This window comes from Mesorhizobium onobrychidis (assembly GCF_024707545.1).
Lineage (GTDB): Bacteria > Pseudomonadota > Alphaproteobacteria > Rhizobiales > Rhizobiaceae > Mesorhizobium > Mesorhizobium onobrychidis.
Genome location: NZ_CP062229.1, coordinates 5435661 through 5451241, shown reverse-complemented (window position 1 = coordinate 5451241; position 15581 = coordinate 5435661). Strand labels below are relative to the sequence as shown.

Here is a 15581-nt window from a genome sequence, read left to right as displayed (position 1 = left end):
TCTGATGCCCTCCTTCCTAGACCAAATGAATTAGGCAAAGTGAAGGAGTAGAAATTTTTTAGGTTTTGTTAACCTAAATTAGTGAAGGCGCATCTTTTGGGCGATAAACATTATTGACGGGATAGTGCTGTTCCATGGCGGGGCTTTGGAATCCCACAGTTATAGTGAAGGCGACGCGAACAGAACATCGCTCGTGGGAAATAGTATTTGCCTGAAGTCCATCTCGTACTGGTCTTGAAACTTGGGTAAAAGTTTGGGGAGTAAGTTCATGGTTCCGACAATTCAAATGGATAGCAAATCACCCGGTGCACTGGAATTCGTATCGCGGACGACCGGGAATGGAATACATCTTCATAGACACGGCTTAGCCGAATCCTGCCTGGCTCTGCTGGATGAGCGAGTGCTTGACCGACAATGTCTTGCGCAATGCCTGACCGCCTATGGCATCGGGAAGGAAATCCTGTCGTTCGGTTCGATCGAAGAGTGGCGGCATCAAGAGAATGTACTGTCGATATCGGCTATTCTGCTGAACGTGGGCAGCCGAAAGGTGACAGATGCAAGGACCGGCAGCGAAATCGCCGATCTCGTGAATGAGGCCCACCCGGTGCCAGTGGTGATTTTGGCCGATACCGACGATTTAGAGCAGATTCTGAAGGCGTTGAATTATGGCGCAAAAGCCTACATCCCTTCGTCGATCCGTTTCGAGATCTGTGTTGAAGCCGTAAATCTTGTCCTCGCCGGTGGCACATTTGTCCCTGCAAGCAGCGTGCTTGCCCAGCACAAGGCAATCGACACAACCGTCGAAATGACAAGGCCCATGGCGAGTGTGTTCACGGAGCGGCAAGAAGAGGTCGTCCAGGCTCTCAGGCGTGGGAAGGCGAACAAGATAATCGCTCACGAGCTCAACCTCCGAGAGAGCACGGTGAAGGTCCACATCCGCAACATCATGAAGAAGCTGAAGGCGACGAACAGGACGGAGGTCGTCTACAAGCTCAATGAGATGTTTCCTGGCGTCCACGTGTTGAGCCGACCGAGCTAAACGGTTTTGTCGTCATGACAGTGGCGCGGCTGCATGCTCGCAATGGGGCCCGTCGGTGGCGATCCTGCTCGACCGTTGCAGTTCGCCGCTCTTTTTGTTGCAGATTTGGATTGAAGCCATGCTAGACCGGCCGTTGGCGGCAATTGCTCACAAGCCATGGCTTGGGGCGGACGCCCCGCAGGACTTTATCAGCCTCGCTGACGTTGTTTCATTTGTTCGGCAGTACCTTTTATCGATACTGGCGTTCATCGTCGCCGGAATCGTTTGCGCCACGTTTTACTTTGCTACATCGGATTCTATTTATGCCGCGCGAACCCAGATCCTGATCGAACCAAAGATACCCAGAAACCTTCAGCAGCAACCCGCCGAAGTGAATCTGTCGCTCGATACCGCTCAGGTCGAGAGCCAGCTCGCAGTTCTGCGCTCCCAGAAGATCGCGATGATGGTGATCGATGACCTTGGACTCATGGACAATCCAACGTTCAGGGATATGCACGGTCCGAACATCGGCGAGAGGTTTCGCAGGGCTTGGATGAGTGTCGTTGAGGCCGGCGGGCTCGATACCAGCTATGCCGCGTTGACCAATTTCTTCCAACGAGTGCTGCCCGGGCCGGATCGAATCCAAACCAACAGTCCGCAGCTGGAATCCGAGCGTCGGCGTAGCGCGGTCGAGATTTTCAACGATGGCCTGGATGTCCAGCGTGTCGGTGTCTCGTATGCAATAGACATTTCGTTCCAGTCTCTGGACCCGACATTGGCGGCACGCATCGCAAACGCCACAGCGGAGGCGTTCGTGCGTGAGCAAGTGCAAACGACAACAAAAGCGGCCGGCGAAGGCATCGCATGGTTGGAAAGGCGGATGCGGGAGGTCGGCGATCAGATGAACAGGGCGACCAGGGTCGCCCAGGAGTTTCGCGCAAAACACGACTACAGCATAGGTCAGGACGAGACGCCCATCGAGGGACAGGGTCTCGCGCCCAGCGAAGAACAGCCAACACGCCAGACTACGCTAGAGCAGTTGGAAGTTACAGCCGACACCTATCGCAAGATGTATGAAAGCCTGCTCGGGGCGTATACGAACTCGGTCGACCAGCAGCCTTATCTGATCGCCAATGCTCGTGTCATTACATCCGCAACGAGCCCAAAGAAAGCAAGTCAGCCGCGCAAGACGCTGATCCTCGCCTTTGGCGCACTTGCCGGAATGGTGGCTGGCATCGGATTTGCCGTGGCGCGGCGCGGCCTCGATCGAAACGTGAGGACTCCGCATCAGATCCGCCGCGAACTGGGCCTGGCCTGTATCGGAGAATTGCCGGTGGTCAGTTTCAGGCGGGGTGGTTTTGGCCGGCTTGACGAGGTGCTCAAGAATCCGGACTCTTCATTCAGCGGCAGCCTCGGGAGCGTCAAGGCGATCATGGGCTTGGCCGGGGCCACCCCTTCAAGACGTCGCATCGGAATCACATCCGTGTCCCCCGGTGATGGAAAGAGCACCGTTGTAAGCAATCTGGCGGCCCTGTGTGGAGTGTCGGGCACCGCGACCCTCGTGATCAACGCCGACCATAGGTCGGCACTGGCCAACGAACTTCTCTTGTCCTCCGATCTCAACGTGATCGATGGGGATTCCGGGAGCCGAAAAGATATCGGCACGCAAATCCAGTTCATTGAAAAGACATCGTTTTATTACCTGAAGAACGATGTGTCGAATTCGACGAATTTGCTTGTTCCCGATAATATGGAGAAATTACTGAGCGACGTTGGCGCCTACAGTGTCGTCATTGTTGAGCTCCCACCGTTTAGTTCAGGTGCCGAAGGGCTTGCTGTCTGCCCGCTTCTTGATGGCGTGATTGTGGTGGCGCAGTGGGGCGTGACGCCGCTTGATCAACTGGAAGACCTGACGCAGACACTCAAAAACACCAATTCGTCCGTCCTTGGGGTGTTGATGACACGTGTTCGTTCTGTTTCGGCTCATCGTTACCGGAAGCGCGCAGGCCAAGCACCGCGCTGACATCCTGTCTTCCTCGCGGCGGTGTCAGTCGAGCGCGAGCCCAGCGGCAAGTCTCGACACCGCCTGTCAATTCGAACACCTGCCTGTCAAAATGAATCTGCGCCCCTGGCAGGGCAGCGCAGAGAATGGCAGGTCGAACGATCGATTCCGATATCGTGCCACATTGGACGGAGCAGCCATTCGTTCGTACCCAGCCTAGCATCTTAGGGGTAGCCCCAGCTGCCAATCATCCCCAATCTACCACCTTTTCCCTGCTTGCCGGAGATCATCCGTCGTTGACAAAATGCAAACGAAAACAGCTGAAATCGAGCGCAAGCGAAAATGTCCAACGTGATCGAAAGCAACCTGCGGCACCGCGATGACTTGGCTATTGAAGACTGGGCCATTCTGGTCGGAGCCAGGCCTGCGGCGACATTGCTTCTTCGGCGTGAAAGCGACGCGGCCGCCACATCGAACACGCCAGACCCATCGTCGCCTCAACTCAACGCAAGCCAAGACCATGGCACCGTCTCGCTTGAGCCGGATATGCAAATGGCAAGCATTGAAGACGACGCGCGGCGCGACCGCCCACAGCCGCTCGGCGGTTGGGCCAAGAGGCTGCTGGATCTGATGGTAGCCTCGACAGCGCTCATTCTGGCCGGTCCGATCCTGGTTCTGATCCCGCTTCTGATCAAGGTCACCACAGGCGGTCCGGTGCTGTTCGTTCACCGCCGTATTGGATTCAACGGAAAGGTCTTCGACTGCTACAAGTTCCGCACCATGGTACCGAATGCCGAGGAGGTGCTCGAACGGCATCTGAACAGCAATCCACAAGCCGCCCAGGAGTGGGCAGCCAACCAGAAGCTGAAGTGCGATCCGCGTATCCTGTTTCTCGGAAAGATGCTTCGCAAATCGAGCCTGGATGAGCTGCCGCAGCTGTTCAACATCTTGCGTGGTGACATGAGTTGCGTCGGTCCGCGACCTGTCGTTGCCGACGAATTGCAACGCTATGGCGCCGCATCGCACGAATATTTGAAGACGCGGCCAGGACTGACTGGCCTCTGGCAGATAAACGGGAGAAACATGACCGAGTATTCACATCGCGTATTACTGGATACGCAGTACGTTCGAACATGGTCTCTGCGCCGCGATCTTTCGATCCTGATGCGGACAATACCGGCCATCATGAAGTTTGATCAGACCTCCTGAACTTTGCTATGTCAGGGGGGAGGTGCAGCACACAAACGGCCTCAACGGATTATCGCCCACGCCGATAACGCCCCGGGCGGTGCCGCAGCACGGCAATTGCAAGGCCGACCAGGTAGGCAATTTGGGTGACGACAACAAGGTAGAGTGTCGATCGGATGCTGGTTTGAACAGACAGGTGGAAAAAACTGCTCGTAACGATGCTGCCGACGATCACCACCAATGTCGCCACTATCAGCGCCGGCGCGCGCAGCGTAAGCCCTATTATCAGGGCAACACCCGCAACGCCGACAATGGCAAGCAGCACGGCGACCTCCTCCCAGGGTCAATTTACGCTGCGCGAGATCAACCCTGTCCCAAGGAAATCAGAGTCGGTCGTTTCTGTGAAGCCAACAATTTAGCCAAGCGGTTCCGGCGGCGCCGTCAGGGTCTGGATCATTGATGGTCGGAGTGTGAAATGCAGGTTTCCCTCGTTGGGATTTTAATTTGCACGGGACTCCTGGCTCTCGTCGTTTATATGCGCTGGTCGATGATCACTGCGCTGATTGCCTCTCTGGCTTTTGGTGCGACGGCAATCGGGACAATAACCTCGCTTGGCGGCTCATCGCCGCTTATCTTCACCGTCTTTAATATGCTCGTGATAGTGGCCGCGCTGGCTCGACGGGGAATCTGGAGGGAAATAGGAACGGTCTTCGTTCGTATAGGCGCAGCATGGATCGTCTGCGCGCTCATGATCTATGTGAGCATCGGAGCGCTGTTATTTCCGAGGCTCTTTGCAGGGCAGACAAGCGCCTTCGTCACTTCCCGCACCGGCAGGGGCGTCTACGAAGCGGGCCTGGCGCCGGTATCGGCCAATATCTCTCAGGCGGGATACTTTGTTCTGGGAGGGCTGACGTTCCTGGCGGCCTGTCTGCTGCTTCAGCGCAGCGGCACGTTAGCCGACATCAGGCGAGGCTTCTTCCTTTGGTTCAGCTTGCACGTGTTCATGGGCATTTTGGATTTGTTGGGCAAGGTGATCGGCGCCGGCGACATCCTCGCCCCGATTCGTACGGCCAACTACGCCATGCTGACGCAAGTCAGGGAAGCTGGGTTTTGGCGGATCACGGGGGCGTTTTCAGAGGCATCGTCGTTCGGTGGGGCATCGCTGGCAGGGCTGGCGTTCACCTACACCTATTGGCGCAAGACCGGATCCAAATTCGCATTGGGGTTAGGAGCGGCCCTGTTTGTTCTCCTGCTGCTGTCGACATCGTCGACCGCCTATGTCGGTCTTGCAATCGTAACCGTGCCCGTTGTCTTTTTCATCGTGAAGTCGCTCGCTTCAGGTCGGCTGAGGTCGGGGGAGGCACTGCTTATCGCGTTGCTACCGCCCTTGCTCCTCTCCGCGATGGCCGCCAGTCTGTTCTATCCGCATTTCTTAGATCCGGTCTTGCAGCTTGTCGACAACACGGTAATCAACAAAGTCGCATCAGCCTCCGGCCAGGAGCGCAGCTACTGGAACTACAAAAGCCTGCAGTCTTTCTTCGATACAGGTGGACTGGGAGTCGGCTTGGGAAGTTCGCGGGCCTCGAGTTGGCCGATCGCGGTGCTTTCCCAGTTGGGGCTGTTCGGCACCGCGATGATGACAGTTCTGTTGGCGATGCTGGTGCGGGGGATGCGGGGTGGCCGCGGTCGCATCGATCCCAAGATCGACGCGATCGCGTCGAGTGTCCGCGCTTGCGCCTTATCGGCGCTCGTGGCCGGATCCCTGGCAAGTGGCGGCGCCGACCCGGGTATCGTGTTCTTGATTCCTCTCGCTGTCGTTCTTGTCAGCCGGCTCTTGCCTGTTGAAGACGACAGTGTTGCTGAGGCTCCTGTAAGGACGCTCCGGCATTCGCCCGATTCCAGCGAACACGTGATTCAATCGCAGGTCGGCACTGTTCCCGGCCGCGCCTAAAGCGATATAGGCTCAGAGCTTTCGGAAGTATCCATGAGCTCCGAAACCCATAGTGCTATCGAATCCACCATACAAAAGCGCAACCTTTTCGGGTTTATCGCTAAGGAACTCGTCGCAGGCCTTCTTTACCCCCGGATAGAGATCGACCGAGTCGAACAATCCAGGATCACTGTAGTCGTCTATCAGACATGCAGCACCCTTTGATAGGCGAGGATACACATACTCCAAGCTGACCTTGACTGAGTCGTATAGGTCACCATCCAGATGCGCAAATGCAATTTTGTCCGGCAACTGTGTGGGAAGCGTATCTTCGAACCATCCCTGGTGAAGAATAGGCTGCCGAAGATTCAAACGCTTGAAGTTTGCGATGAGCGCATCCTTCGTAGTGGCCATGTCGCCCTTCTGAGCGTCGGCGTGGCCGTCTTCGGCACTGGCGTTCGGGAGACCTTCGAAGCTGTCATACAAGTGAAGGTTCCTGCTTGGATCGTAGTGCTGAAGTATGCGTTGGAATACGACGGCTGACTTGCCTTCGTGGCATCCCAATTCACAGAAGTCTCCCGGTACGTTGTAGAAAAGCGCTGCGCCTGCCAAGTGATACATGTCCATTCTCTGTTCGACACTGGTCATCCAGCCCGTGCGAACAGGTGGTGCGAGGACGAGATTTATTCCAAGTTTTCGGAGAACCTTGTTGGCAAAGCGAACCGCCTGAGACTTGGATGGCTTCTGTTGAATCCATTCATCGAACGTGTTGGTCAAGAAGACGTTGGGTAGTTCAGTTGCTTGCATAGCGAAGTCTCTTTTCCTATCAAAGAGCGCGATGGCGATAGAGCCATATAGTGCGTGTATTGGTCAAGGAAGTTACCTGATCGACATCAAGCAGTCGCGCGCTTCTACCTAATCCTTCTAGCAAAACCCGCCGGGAGGCTACGGAATGCCTACAGCATCGCCGACGGTTTCTGCTTTGAGTTCTATTCCCGGCGCCTCGTGCCGCTCGGTCGATGTCAAGTCCAGCGCGCCTGTTTCATCCGGAGCCAGTGGTATTTCAATCTTGATCGTGTCTCCGGGCTCTACGGCACTCGTTTCGTTAGCTTGGATTTGCACTGTCGCGCCATCCGCCGACGCGCGGAAAATCGTGTAGATCGGCGCAGCCAGATCCGCGTCGGTTCGGCGGGCAAAAAGGGTCGGGGCAGATACCGCCGACTCGTACAATAGCCGCCTTGCTGTTTCTGTCTTGCTGTCGAGAGCATCGAGTTCAGCTTGAGTTTGACGCAGGTCGATCGTTATCTCGTTTTTCCGTCCGTCCTCGAGTTCGAGAATTGAAATGTCTGTCTTACTGATTTCCTGACGCCCGCGCAGCAGACTGGTTTCCGCCGACAACCTCTCGCTCTGCGCTTGGGCAAGGGCTCGTTCTAGAGAAAATTCCCGCGGCGCCGCCGCAAGACCTTTGACCACCAGCGCCGAAACCGCTGTCAACTCCTTCTGGATTGAGCCGATTTGCTTGTCGAGGAAAACGAGTTGCGCTTCCAGCGAGGTGAGTTCCTTCTGGAGGAACTCACGCAGACCATGAAGCGCCTTGACCTGAGTGTCCAATCCCTCGCTGCGCGCTTGGAAGATCAAGCGCTCCTGCTTCAAAAGCATGGCAAAGACGTCGTCCTGAATACGCGACGTCAACTGGGCCGGAAACTGAATGTCGCTGGCATGCGAGAGTTCCGCCTCGAGTCGTGCCTTGCGAGCGAGGAGACTGGCCTCGCTCAGTCTTAGCAGGCTCACATCCCCTTGGCCCTGGATCACTTCGCGCTCGAACCTGGCATCCCTGTCCTCTCGAGTCCGCAACCCGCCCGCGATGCTCAATGCCTGCAAGACGGTCAGCCCGGGCCGGTATGCGAATTCTCCCGACTGCGTCACCTTGCCGACAACATAGAACGGTCGGAACTGGACGATTTCCACCGCCGTATTCGGTTTTCGCGCAAGGCCGACACTTTTCATCAGCCTGTCGCCGATGGAGTTCGCAATCTCGCCGGTGGTGAGGCCGGCAGCCTTGATTTCACCGACCAGCGGTAGCGAAACGGAGCCGTTGGGACCGACCGTGTATTCGTCGTTGAGAGCTTCCCAGCCAAATATCGTGTCGCGCGACGCACGCCATTCGTAGACCTTGATGCGGAGCTTATCCTGCGGGCCGAGCACATAATCTTTGGCGTTTGCGGCCGAAACACCCAACATGCAGGCCAAGGACATCACCGCCGACATCACGACGTGGAGCAGGCGCCAAGCCTGGCGCCGATTGGACAGCCTGCCGGAGCACCGGGCTCGGTGATTTGAGCAAGTGCCTCTGTCGATCGAAAAGGACGGGTCATCGAGCATCTTTTACCTCTGCGTTAGATCTCCAGAATATATTCTGGCTGCACCCGGCCTCTTGCGACGTGTGAAAGAGCCAGGAGATTGCCGCGCAGACGTCCTCTCCGGTCGATATAGGATTCCGGCCAGAGGCTGCGCGCGAGATTGGCGAGCAGATTTTTGCTCATCAATCTAAGTGCGACAGTCGATGGAACGGTCCCTTTGCGGATGAGGTAGATTGGGTTCGCCACCTGAGAATAGCCGAAACGAACGCCGTTTACGCGACCGCTCTTGATGCCGAGATGAACCCCGCGGATCGACTGCAAAAAGACGACCCGCCCTCTGGCTCTCAATTGGCTGGTGAAATCAACGTCTTCCTGCCACCCATAGAGCACGAGCCGCTCATCGAAGCGCAGGCCGCCGATGAATGCCGCCCTGATCGACATGTTGCATCCATAGGCGCTGAGTCGATCCACGGCGCGCGCTTCAGTCGCTGTGCCGGCTTCGCGAAGCGCCTGGATACCCTCGTCCCACGTGAGCCCTGCAGTCGTCGCACCGTCCTTCAGCACGTTTCCAGTCACCACGGCCCAGTCGGGCTGCTGCTTGAACGCCCGCGATACGCCTTCGAGATAGTCGTCTGCAGGAATGAAGTCGTCGTCGAAAAAGGTGATTATGTCGAAACAGTCGCCTGCGACATCAAGGGCGATGTTACGCTGTGCCGGCAAGCCGGTTTTTCCGAATACGCTCGATACAGGAAACCGGCAACCTATGTTGTTGGGAGTATGGTCGGCGTCGGGAGCCGAGATGATCACCGCGTCAGGGAGCAGGGTCTGTCGCTCAAGCTGTGCGAGAAGCCGAGCCACATGTTCCCTGCGACCAAACGTTGCGACGATAACGACCACTTTCATCGACGATCCACTCTTCGCGCGGCCAATGATATAGATACGGCGCCCCCGAACTGTTCCGAAGTGAGCGCGCTATGATCCTAATCCGCCGGTCGCGCCGATACAGCCTGCGCATAAGGTTAGCGTTGAGGCGTGCTTAGGCCCATCGAAGTAGGAGACGTACCTCGTTGGAGTACATCCGGCCTCGGGAGGGTGCGGCGCTTAACCCGATAGGCAGCTTGTTTGGACGGGACGGACGACACACAGTCGTTGAGCATCCGGGCACACAGAATTCCCGAAAAGGTGCCAACATTCCGTGAGGGGCAAAGCATGCGCCATGTGCGACAGCCGAAAGCAACCACCATGGTGGGCCGTGATGCCAAACATTTGCGATCCATCAGCAAGACGCCATTTGCCGCGATAGACCGCAACGCCCGCATCGCCGTCGTGCATGATTGGTGCCCCAACTTTCGGGGAGGGGAGCAGGTCCTTGCTCGGATCTGCAAGACTTTTCCGAGAGCCGAGGTCTTCACCCTCTTTGATTTTCTCCCGAAGGAAATCAAGGAAGAGTATTTTCCAGGCGTAATTTTCCACGTTTCCGGCATGAACCGACTTCCGTTCGTGGAAAAGTACTACAGGTCACTTTTCTTTCTCTGTCCGTTTATGATCGAACAATTTGATGTCACAGGTTATGACGCGGTAATTTCCTCTTCGGCCGCATTCTCTCGAGGCGTTCTGACTCGCCCAGACCAACTACACCTGTGCTATGTGCACAGTCCGGTGCGGTATGCGTGGGACGAACAATTCTCCTATTTGCAGCAAGCCGGCTTGGGATTTGGACCGAAAGGTCTTGCCTTTCGTTACATGCTTCACAGGCTGCGGACCTGGGACACCCGAACGGCACATGGTCCTGACCTGATGCTGGCAAACTCGAATTATGTCCGCTCTCGAATCGAACGGATTTACGGCCGCGACGCGCGGGTAGTCCATCCGCCCGTCGCCATCGAGGATCTTAAACTCGTCGTCAACAAGGATGACTACTACGTCACGGCCGCGTTCCACGCCCCGTATAAGCGTACGGATCTGATAATCGAGGCGTTCAGCAAAACGCCGTCGCGTCGCCTGGTTGTTGTCGGCGATGAAGTACAATCCAAGCATCTGCGATCGCTTGCCGGTCACAACATAATCTTCACCGGTTATCTGCCGCGGCATGAATACATCGAAAAAATCGCCAATGCTCGTGCGATGGTGTTCGCTGGATGCGAGGATTTCGGGATAACGCTTGCCGAGGCCCAGGCGTGCGGTACTCCATTGATCGCCTTCGGCCGTGGAGGTGCCCGCGACATTGTCCGGCCGCTTGGCGAGAGCGTCCATCCGACAGGTGTCCTCTTCGACCGTCAGGCCGTCGATTCCGTAGCTGGGGCCATTGATCTATTCGAGAAAAATGCGGGGTCCATTACACCGCACGCCTGCCGTATGAACGCGACGCGGTTCTCCGAGGAAAGGTTCGACCTGGCGATACTCGACGCCCTTGGCTTGGCCCAGTCTGTCCAGCTCTCTCGCGCAACCGAGCACAATGAACTCTTCGGAGCCGAGAGTCCGACGCGCGATATAACCGATTCTCTTGCCGAGCCAATTCTACAATGAATTCGTTTGACCTTCACATGGCAAGTAACAGCAAAGCGCTTCGACCGGCCGCGTGTCCGTGCTGCTCGGCGCCCGTTGGCCGGTCAATCTACCGGGTCGAATCCATCCCGGTGCATAGCTGCGTCCTGCTTAATTCGGCCCAAGCAGCCCACGCCTTTCCTCGTCGTGACCTTGACCTCGCATTTTGCGAGGCATGCGGATTCATATTCAACAGGGCCTTTGACGAAACGATCATGGGTTACTCGACCAATTTCGAGGAATCCCAGCATTTTTCCAGCACCTTCAACAATTTCGCGAAGGGACTTGCACGCGAGATCGCACAAAAATGCGCGATAGCCGGCAAGCACGTGTTGGAGATCGGCTGCGGCAAGGGTGAATTTCTCCGCGAACTTTGCATATCGGGCGGCGCCACCGGGCTCGGCATCGATCCAGCTTATCGAGCCGACAAAGGCCGCAATGATGAGTACGGCGACGTCAAGGTCATCGTCGATTTTTTCGGACCGGACTACCAGCATCTCCAGGCGGATACGGTCCTCTGTCGCCACACGCTCGAACACGTAAGCTCGGTTTCGAGTTTCGTGCGGCTGATCCGCAAGATGATCGGCAAAAGGACCCAGGATTGGGCCGTCTTCGAAACGCCTGATGCAAAACGTGTGCTCGTCGAGAGCGCGTTCTGGGACATTTACTACGAGCATTGCTCCTATTTCAGTCCTGGCGCGCACGCACGCCTGTTTCGCCAGGAAGGTTTCGACGTTACCGATCTGGAACTCGTCTATGACAACCAGTACATCGTTCAGTACGCCCGGCCGTCGGCAGGCCGGACGACACCGAGACTACCGCTCGAGCACGATCTGGAAGTGATGCACCGTTTGGCGGAAACCTTTCCCGCCCGCGTGCGAGCCGTTCAGAATTCCTGGCAGGAGCGCATTCGCGCCGCGCACGCCGCCGGCCGGCGGGTCGTCCTGTGGGGCGGCGGCTCCAAGGCAGTGTCGTTCCTGACGACTTTGCAGCTTGGAGACGAAGTCTGGGCAGCAGTCGACATCAACCCCTACAAGCAAGGCAAGTTTACGCCCGGAACCGGTCACCCGGTCATCGCGCCGAGCGACCTGTTGGACACTCCGCCTGATCTCGTCATCGTCATGAACCCGATATACCTGAATGAAGTGGCACAATCCTTGAAAGCGCTGGACCTGCGACCGGAAATCGTCGCGGTCTGATCGCACTTTCGTTAAAGAAGAACCCGGAAAATGGAACGTTCCAAGTCGCCGCGAGTATCCCTTGGTATGCCCGTTTACAACGGCGAGAATTTCGTCTTCGAGGCGATCCAATCGATCCTCAAGCAGGACTTCGATGATTTCGAACTTGTCATCACCGACAATGCTTCGACAGATAGAACAGCCGATATATGTCTGGAATTCGCGCGGCGGGACAAGCGCGTCCGCTATGTCCGAAACGCACGCAATTTGGGCGCCGCGGCCAATTTCAATCGAGCTTTCGAATTGAGCTCGGGCGCATATTTCAAATGGTGCGCACACGACGACGTCTTGGGCAGCGGTTTCCTGATGGACTGTGTGCGTGCGCTCGACGGGGATTCCCGCCATGTCATTGCCTATCCGCGCTTACTGGGAATCGACGAGACCGGGCAGCTGACACCCTATGTCGAAAGGGTGCTGCCGGACATGCAAGGATCGTCGCCCGCGTCCCGCTTCCGGCTGATGGTTGGGGCGCACGGATGGGATGCGGCGATGTTTGGCCTTTGGCGCCGGGATTCCCTAGCCAAGACGACATTGCACGAGCCCTACTATGGCTCCGATTGTGCGCTTTTGGCCGAGATGGCTCTTCTTGGGACATTTGTTCGCGCGCCCAACGCGATACTATACAGCCGTGACCATCCGACGCGCTCGGTGCGATTGCCGAGTTCCGAACGATTGGCTTGGCAAAATCCTGACGGCTCTACCGCGAACGCCTTTGAATTGTCGAGGCGGCTAAAACACCTCTTCGCAATTGCCTATCGGCACAGGCGCACAGCGCCGCTGGGTATGACACTGTTTCATCTGGTTTTATGGATCTTGGATCCGCTGCTCATTGCGAGATTTTTCCTTGAACTTGTAGGCGTTGTTTCTCCGCAGCTTCGTACCAAGCTCCGCGGCGCCGGCCTGGGAGCGCTGAAACGCATTCATGCCGTCTCAAACCGATCTCCTGGCTAGAAACGAGTGATCTGGTGCGACGCCCGCCGGGAGGCTTTGTATGAACTTTCGCCAAGTCACGCCCGCGGCCGCAGCAGTGTCAGCCTTCCGAAAATTGCCGGAGGGCTCGGGCAAGAGAAATCTGGTGATCGTCCGGGCAGGGCGTAGCTCTTTGCATGCCGGCTGGACTGAGGGGACGGGCGAAGCCGACTTCGATCTTCTCGTCGCCGCCTACGAGGCCGGCGTCTCCCATGGACAGAACGATTTCAGCGTATTTCTGCCGGGGCGCAAGATCGCAGGGTATCATGCCTTATTTCAATGCTACCCTGAAATTGTGACGCGGTATGATCTCATTGCATTGATCGACGATGACATCGAGGCGACAAAGCTGGACCTGAATCATCTGTTCGCCATCGGCCGCCACTATAAACTTGATCTGTTTCAGCCAGCACTGTCTTGGGACAGCTATTTCTCCTACGCAGCGACGCTTGTCAGCGGCAAGCGATACGTGTTGCGATATACCAACACGGTCGAGATGATGTGTCCGGTGTTCAGCGCCAGGTGCCTGCAAACGGCGTTGAAATTATTCGGGCTTGGCTACGAGACGGGAATAGACCTTCTTTGGACCCGCCTGACTGACATGCCTTGGTTGCGTTACGCCATAGTTGACGAAGTCGTTGTAAGACACACGCGGCCAGTCGGGACAACAAAGTCGCTTCAAGGTTTCGCCGCCAACGAGCGTTACGACGTGCAGGTTGATGCTGTGCTGAAGAGGTTCGGCGCTGCGTTTCGCGGGTTCGTAACCTATGCAGCGGTTGACCGGCGCGGGCAGCTCATCCGGTCTCGCTTTCTGATCGGCCTTAACTCCCTGTCCCTTTGGCGGGCGCTGTCCAAGACGCCACTTAAATGGGCGCAGTTTATGCGCCGCTCGACCGACTATACGCGACACTGCTGGCTGAGGCCGGTCAACCTGCAACGGATCGACGTCGATGGAGTGGTAAAGTCAGGCCATCAGCCGCAAAGGGTGGGTCGCCGAATGCCACCGCCTGGATCTACCGAGCGTCCGTCCACCCGCTCATCCGGAAAATCGCAAGGTACTGGTTTCACGTCGTATTAGATTGTGAGTCAGACTCTAAGGCATCTGGCCTTTGGACTTTCCGGGTAGTCCCCATCACAGTTTCCTCGGTAATGGAGCGCGGCTGCATGGGAGGCGGTGCCGCAAACAGCCTGGCGAGGCGATGATAGATGCCGAGGTCACCAGCGAAAGGACGCTCAAGCAGATGATAGGTTGCGAAACCCACGGCTACCGCCGCCGCCATGGTGGCGGGCGCGAGCAGGGCGCGAGCAGCGTCGTTCAACTCCAACCGATTGGCAAGGGCGATGACCGCCGCGATAAAGAAATAGTGTGACAGATATATCGAATAACTTGCGTCACCCGCACGTTGCATCAGTGGAGAGCCGATCCTTGTCCCTGATTGCTCCAGCCCGACTACTCCCGCCACAATCAAGCCGGATGCGATGCCGAACCTCAGGAAGGTATCGGTCGGTGGCGAGACGGGAACGTCGCCGAAACCGATGACTTGCCCGCCAAAAGCGAGCCAAGAGACCCCGGCGGCGAGGCATACCCACCACCTCATGGGATTTCTGGCGGTGCGCGCCGAATCGTGGAAGTAGCTCGCCGCCAGCACTCCCAATACGAAATCCATCAGGATTGGCCGCGTATAGAAAAAAGCCGCGACCCCATAATCGGAAAGACCTCCAATGCTGTTTCCGATACCGGCAAGAGAGACGATAACAGCGGTGATCGCCATGAGCCTGGCGCGTTTGGGCAACAACAACGCGACTGCAAAAATGCTGTAAAAAAACATTTCGTAGTTCAAAGTCCAACCAAGGTAGTAAATTGGGTAAAGGCTATCTGGCGTTTTCTCAAACGGAATAAAAACTAGAGATTTTGCGATTTGAGAAACTTCTATTTGAGTGCTGTTTAAAACATCAGGCATGGTCGCGCTCAAAATCACTATAAGAATTGTGAAAAACGCGTACAGAGGGGCCACCCTAAGGATACGCTTCCTGTAGAATTGAATGGGCCGTATGTTTTTATTTTGTGTCGTGCGGACCATGATGAATCCACTTATGACAAAAAATAGGTCCACCCCTCCGTATCCAAAACTCCTGAGCCAATGCGGAAGGACGTCGGTCACGATCAGTTCCTGGGTATGAACCCAGACCACCAAAGTCGCGGCGATCGCCCGCATGACCTGAACATTGAAAACCATACCGGAAGGGTTCCCGACTTCACCGTGGGCTTGGACTCCGCATTTTCCTCTCGTCGCTGCCTACAAGGCGGGCGCTCCAGTCAACCTAGACCGGA

The 15581-nt window shown here is 56.6% G+C and carries 13 protein-coding genes; 8 read left to right on the top strand and 5 right to left on the bottom strand.

Annotation, left to right across the window (positions count from 1 at the left end; genetic code table 11):
- Positions 1-268: 268 nt before the first annotated feature.
- The 3 genes from IHQ72_RS27140 to IHQ72_RS27130 all read left to right on the top strand — a co-directional run bounded on the left by IHQ72_RS27140 (position 269) and on the right by IHQ72_RS27130 (position 4229).
- The gene (locus tag IHQ72_RS27140; RefSeq protein ID WP_258118418.1) at positions 269-1039 is read left to right on the top strand and encodes a response regulator transcription factor; all 771 of its coding nucleotides are present in this window, start codon (positions 269-271) and stop codon (positions 1037-1039) included.
- Between the two features lie 55 nt (positions 1040-1094).
- On the top strand, positions 1095-3041 hold the full coding sequence (locus IHQ72_RS27135) for a GNVR domain-containing protein (RefSeq protein ID WP_258118415.1): 1947 nt from the start codon (positions 1095-1097) through the stop codon (positions 3039-3041).
- Positions 3042-3362: 321 nt separating this feature from the next.
- The gene (locus tag IHQ72_RS27130) at positions 3363-4229 is read left to right on the top strand and encodes a sugar transferase (RefSeq protein ID WP_258118413.1); all 867 of its coding nucleotides are present in this window, start codon (positions 3363-3365) and stop codon (positions 4227-4229) included.
- A 49-nt stretch (positions 4230-4278) separates the two neighbouring features.
- Here the strand turns inward: IHQ72_RS27130 and IHQ72_RS27125 are convergent, their stop codons facing one another.
- Entirely contained in the window at positions 4279-4533 is a 255-nt protein-coding gene (locus IHQ72_RS27125) for a hypothetical protein (protein WP_258118412.1), read from the bottom strand.
- 150 nt (positions 4534-4683) lie between these two features.
- Here IHQ72_RS27125 and IHQ72_RS27120 point away from each other — a divergent pair, with 150 nt between their 5' ends.
- Positions 4684-6159, top strand: coding sequence for a hypothetical protein (locus IHQ72_RS27120; protein WP_258118410.1), 1476 nt, complete (start codon positions 4684-4686; stop codon positions 6157-6159).
- A 12-nt stretch (positions 6160-6171) separates the two neighbouring features.
- Here IHQ72_RS27120 and IHQ72_RS27115 read toward each other — a convergent pair whose 3' ends face one another.
- The 3 genes from IHQ72_RS27115 to IHQ72_RS27105 form a co-directional block, all read right to left on the bottom strand.
- Positions 6172-6945 carry a TylF/MycF/NovP-related O-methyltransferase gene (locus IHQ72_RS27115; protein ID WP_258118409.1) on the bottom strand — a complete coding sequence of 258 codons (774 nt, stop codon included), beginning with the start codon at positions 6943-6945 and terminating at the stop codon, positions 6172-6174.
- Between the two features lie 138 nt (positions 6946-7083).
- On the bottom strand, positions 7084-8406 hold the full coding sequence (locus IHQ72_RS27110) for a polysaccharide biosynthesis/export family protein (protein WP_258123944.1): 1323 nt from the start codon (positions 8404-8406) through the stop codon (positions 7084-7086).
- Between the two features lie 128 nt (positions 8407-8534).
- The gene (locus IHQ72_RS27105; RefSeq protein WP_258118408.1) at positions 8535-9401 is read right to left on the bottom strand and encodes a glycosyltransferase family 2 protein; all 867 of its coding nucleotides are present in this window, start codon (positions 9399-9401) and stop codon (positions 8535-8537) included.
- A 339-nt stretch (positions 9402-9740) separates the two neighbouring features.
- On the opposite strand from IHQ72_RS27105, the gene IHQ72_RS27100 reads away from it, so the two are divergent.
- The 4 genes from IHQ72_RS27100 to IHQ72_RS27085 all read left to right on the top strand — a co-directional run bounded on the left by IHQ72_RS27100 (position 9741) and on the right by IHQ72_RS27085 (position 14327).
- Positions 9741-11024 (top strand): glycosyltransferase, encoded by a 1284-nt coding sequence (locus IHQ72_RS27100; protein ID WP_374120411.1) that lies wholly within the window; start codon positions 9741-9743, stop codon positions 11022-11024.
- A gap of 233 nt (positions 11025-11257) precedes the next feature.
- Entirely contained in the window at positions 11258-12241 is a 984-nt protein-coding gene (locus tag IHQ72_RS27095) for a class I SAM-dependent methyltransferase (protein WP_258118404.1), read from the top strand.
- 30 nt (positions 12242-12271) lie between these two features.
- The gene (locus IHQ72_RS27090) at positions 12272-13231 is read left to right on the top strand and encodes a glycosyltransferase family 2 protein (protein ID WP_258118403.1); all 960 of its coding nucleotides are present in this window, start codon (positions 12272-12274) and stop codon (positions 13229-13231) included.
- A 40-nt stretch (positions 13232-13271) separates the two neighbouring features.
- On the top strand, positions 13272-14327 hold the full coding sequence (locus IHQ72_RS27085; protein WP_258118402.1) for a hypothetical protein: 1056 nt from the start codon (positions 13272-13274) through the stop codon (positions 14325-14327).
- Here the strand turns inward: IHQ72_RS27085 and IHQ72_RS27080 are convergent.
- Positions 14314-15486, bottom strand: coding sequence for an acyltransferase family protein (locus IHQ72_RS27080; protein ID WP_258118401.1), 1173 nt, complete (start codon positions 15484-15486; stop codon positions 14314-14316). The two genes, IHQ72_RS27085 and IHQ72_RS27080, sit on opposite strands and share 14 nt — an antisense overlap.
- Between the last annotated feature and the right edge of the window lie 95 nt (positions 15487-15581).

Bases quoted from the DNA above. Each gene is read 5' to 3' on its own strand.
- IHQ72_RS27080 (WP_258118401.1), bottom strand. From the start codon at position 15,486: ATGGTTTTCAATGTTCAGGTCATGCGGGCGATCGCCGCGACTTTGGTG.
- IHQ72_RS27130 (WP_258118413.1), top strand. From the start codon at position 3,363: ATGTCCAACGTGATCGAAAGCAACCTGCGGCACCGCGATGACTTGGCT.
- IHQ72_RS27120 (WP_258118410.1), top strand. From the start codon at position 4,684: ATGCAGGTTTCCCTCGTTGGGATTTTAATTTGCACGGGACTCCTGGCT.
- IHQ72_RS27140 (WP_258118418.1), top strand. From the start codon at position 269: ATGGTTCCGACAATTCAAATGGATAGCAAATCACCCGGTGCACTGGAA.
- IHQ72_RS27110 (WP_258123944.1), bottom strand. From the start codon at position 8,406: ATGTCGGCGGTGATGTCCTTGGCCTGCATGTTGGGTGTTTCGGCCGCA.
- IHQ72_RS27090 (WP_258118403.1), top strand. From the start codon at position 12,272: ATGGAACGTTCCAAGTCGCCGCGAGTATCCCTTGGTATGCCCGTTTAC.
- IHQ72_RS27095 (WP_258118404.1), top strand. From the start codon at position 11,258: ATGGGTTACTCGACCAATTTCGAGGAATCCCAGCATTTTTCCAGCACC.
- IHQ72_RS27115 (WP_258118409.1), bottom strand. From the start codon at position 6,945: ATGCAAGCAACTGAACTACCCAACGTCTTCTTGACCAACACGTTCGAT.
- IHQ72_RS27105 (WP_258118408.1), bottom strand. From the start codon at position 9,401: ATGAAAGTGGTCGTTATCGTCGCAACGTTTGGTCGCAGGGAACATGTG.
- IHQ72_RS27100 (WP_374120411.1), top strand. From the start codon at position 9,741: ATGGTGGGCCGTGATGCCAAACATTTGCGATCCATCAGCAAGACGCCA.
- IHQ72_RS27085 (WP_258118402.1), top strand. From the start codon at position 13,272: ATGAACTTTCGCCAAGTCACGCCCGCGGCCGCAGCAGTGTCAGCCTTC.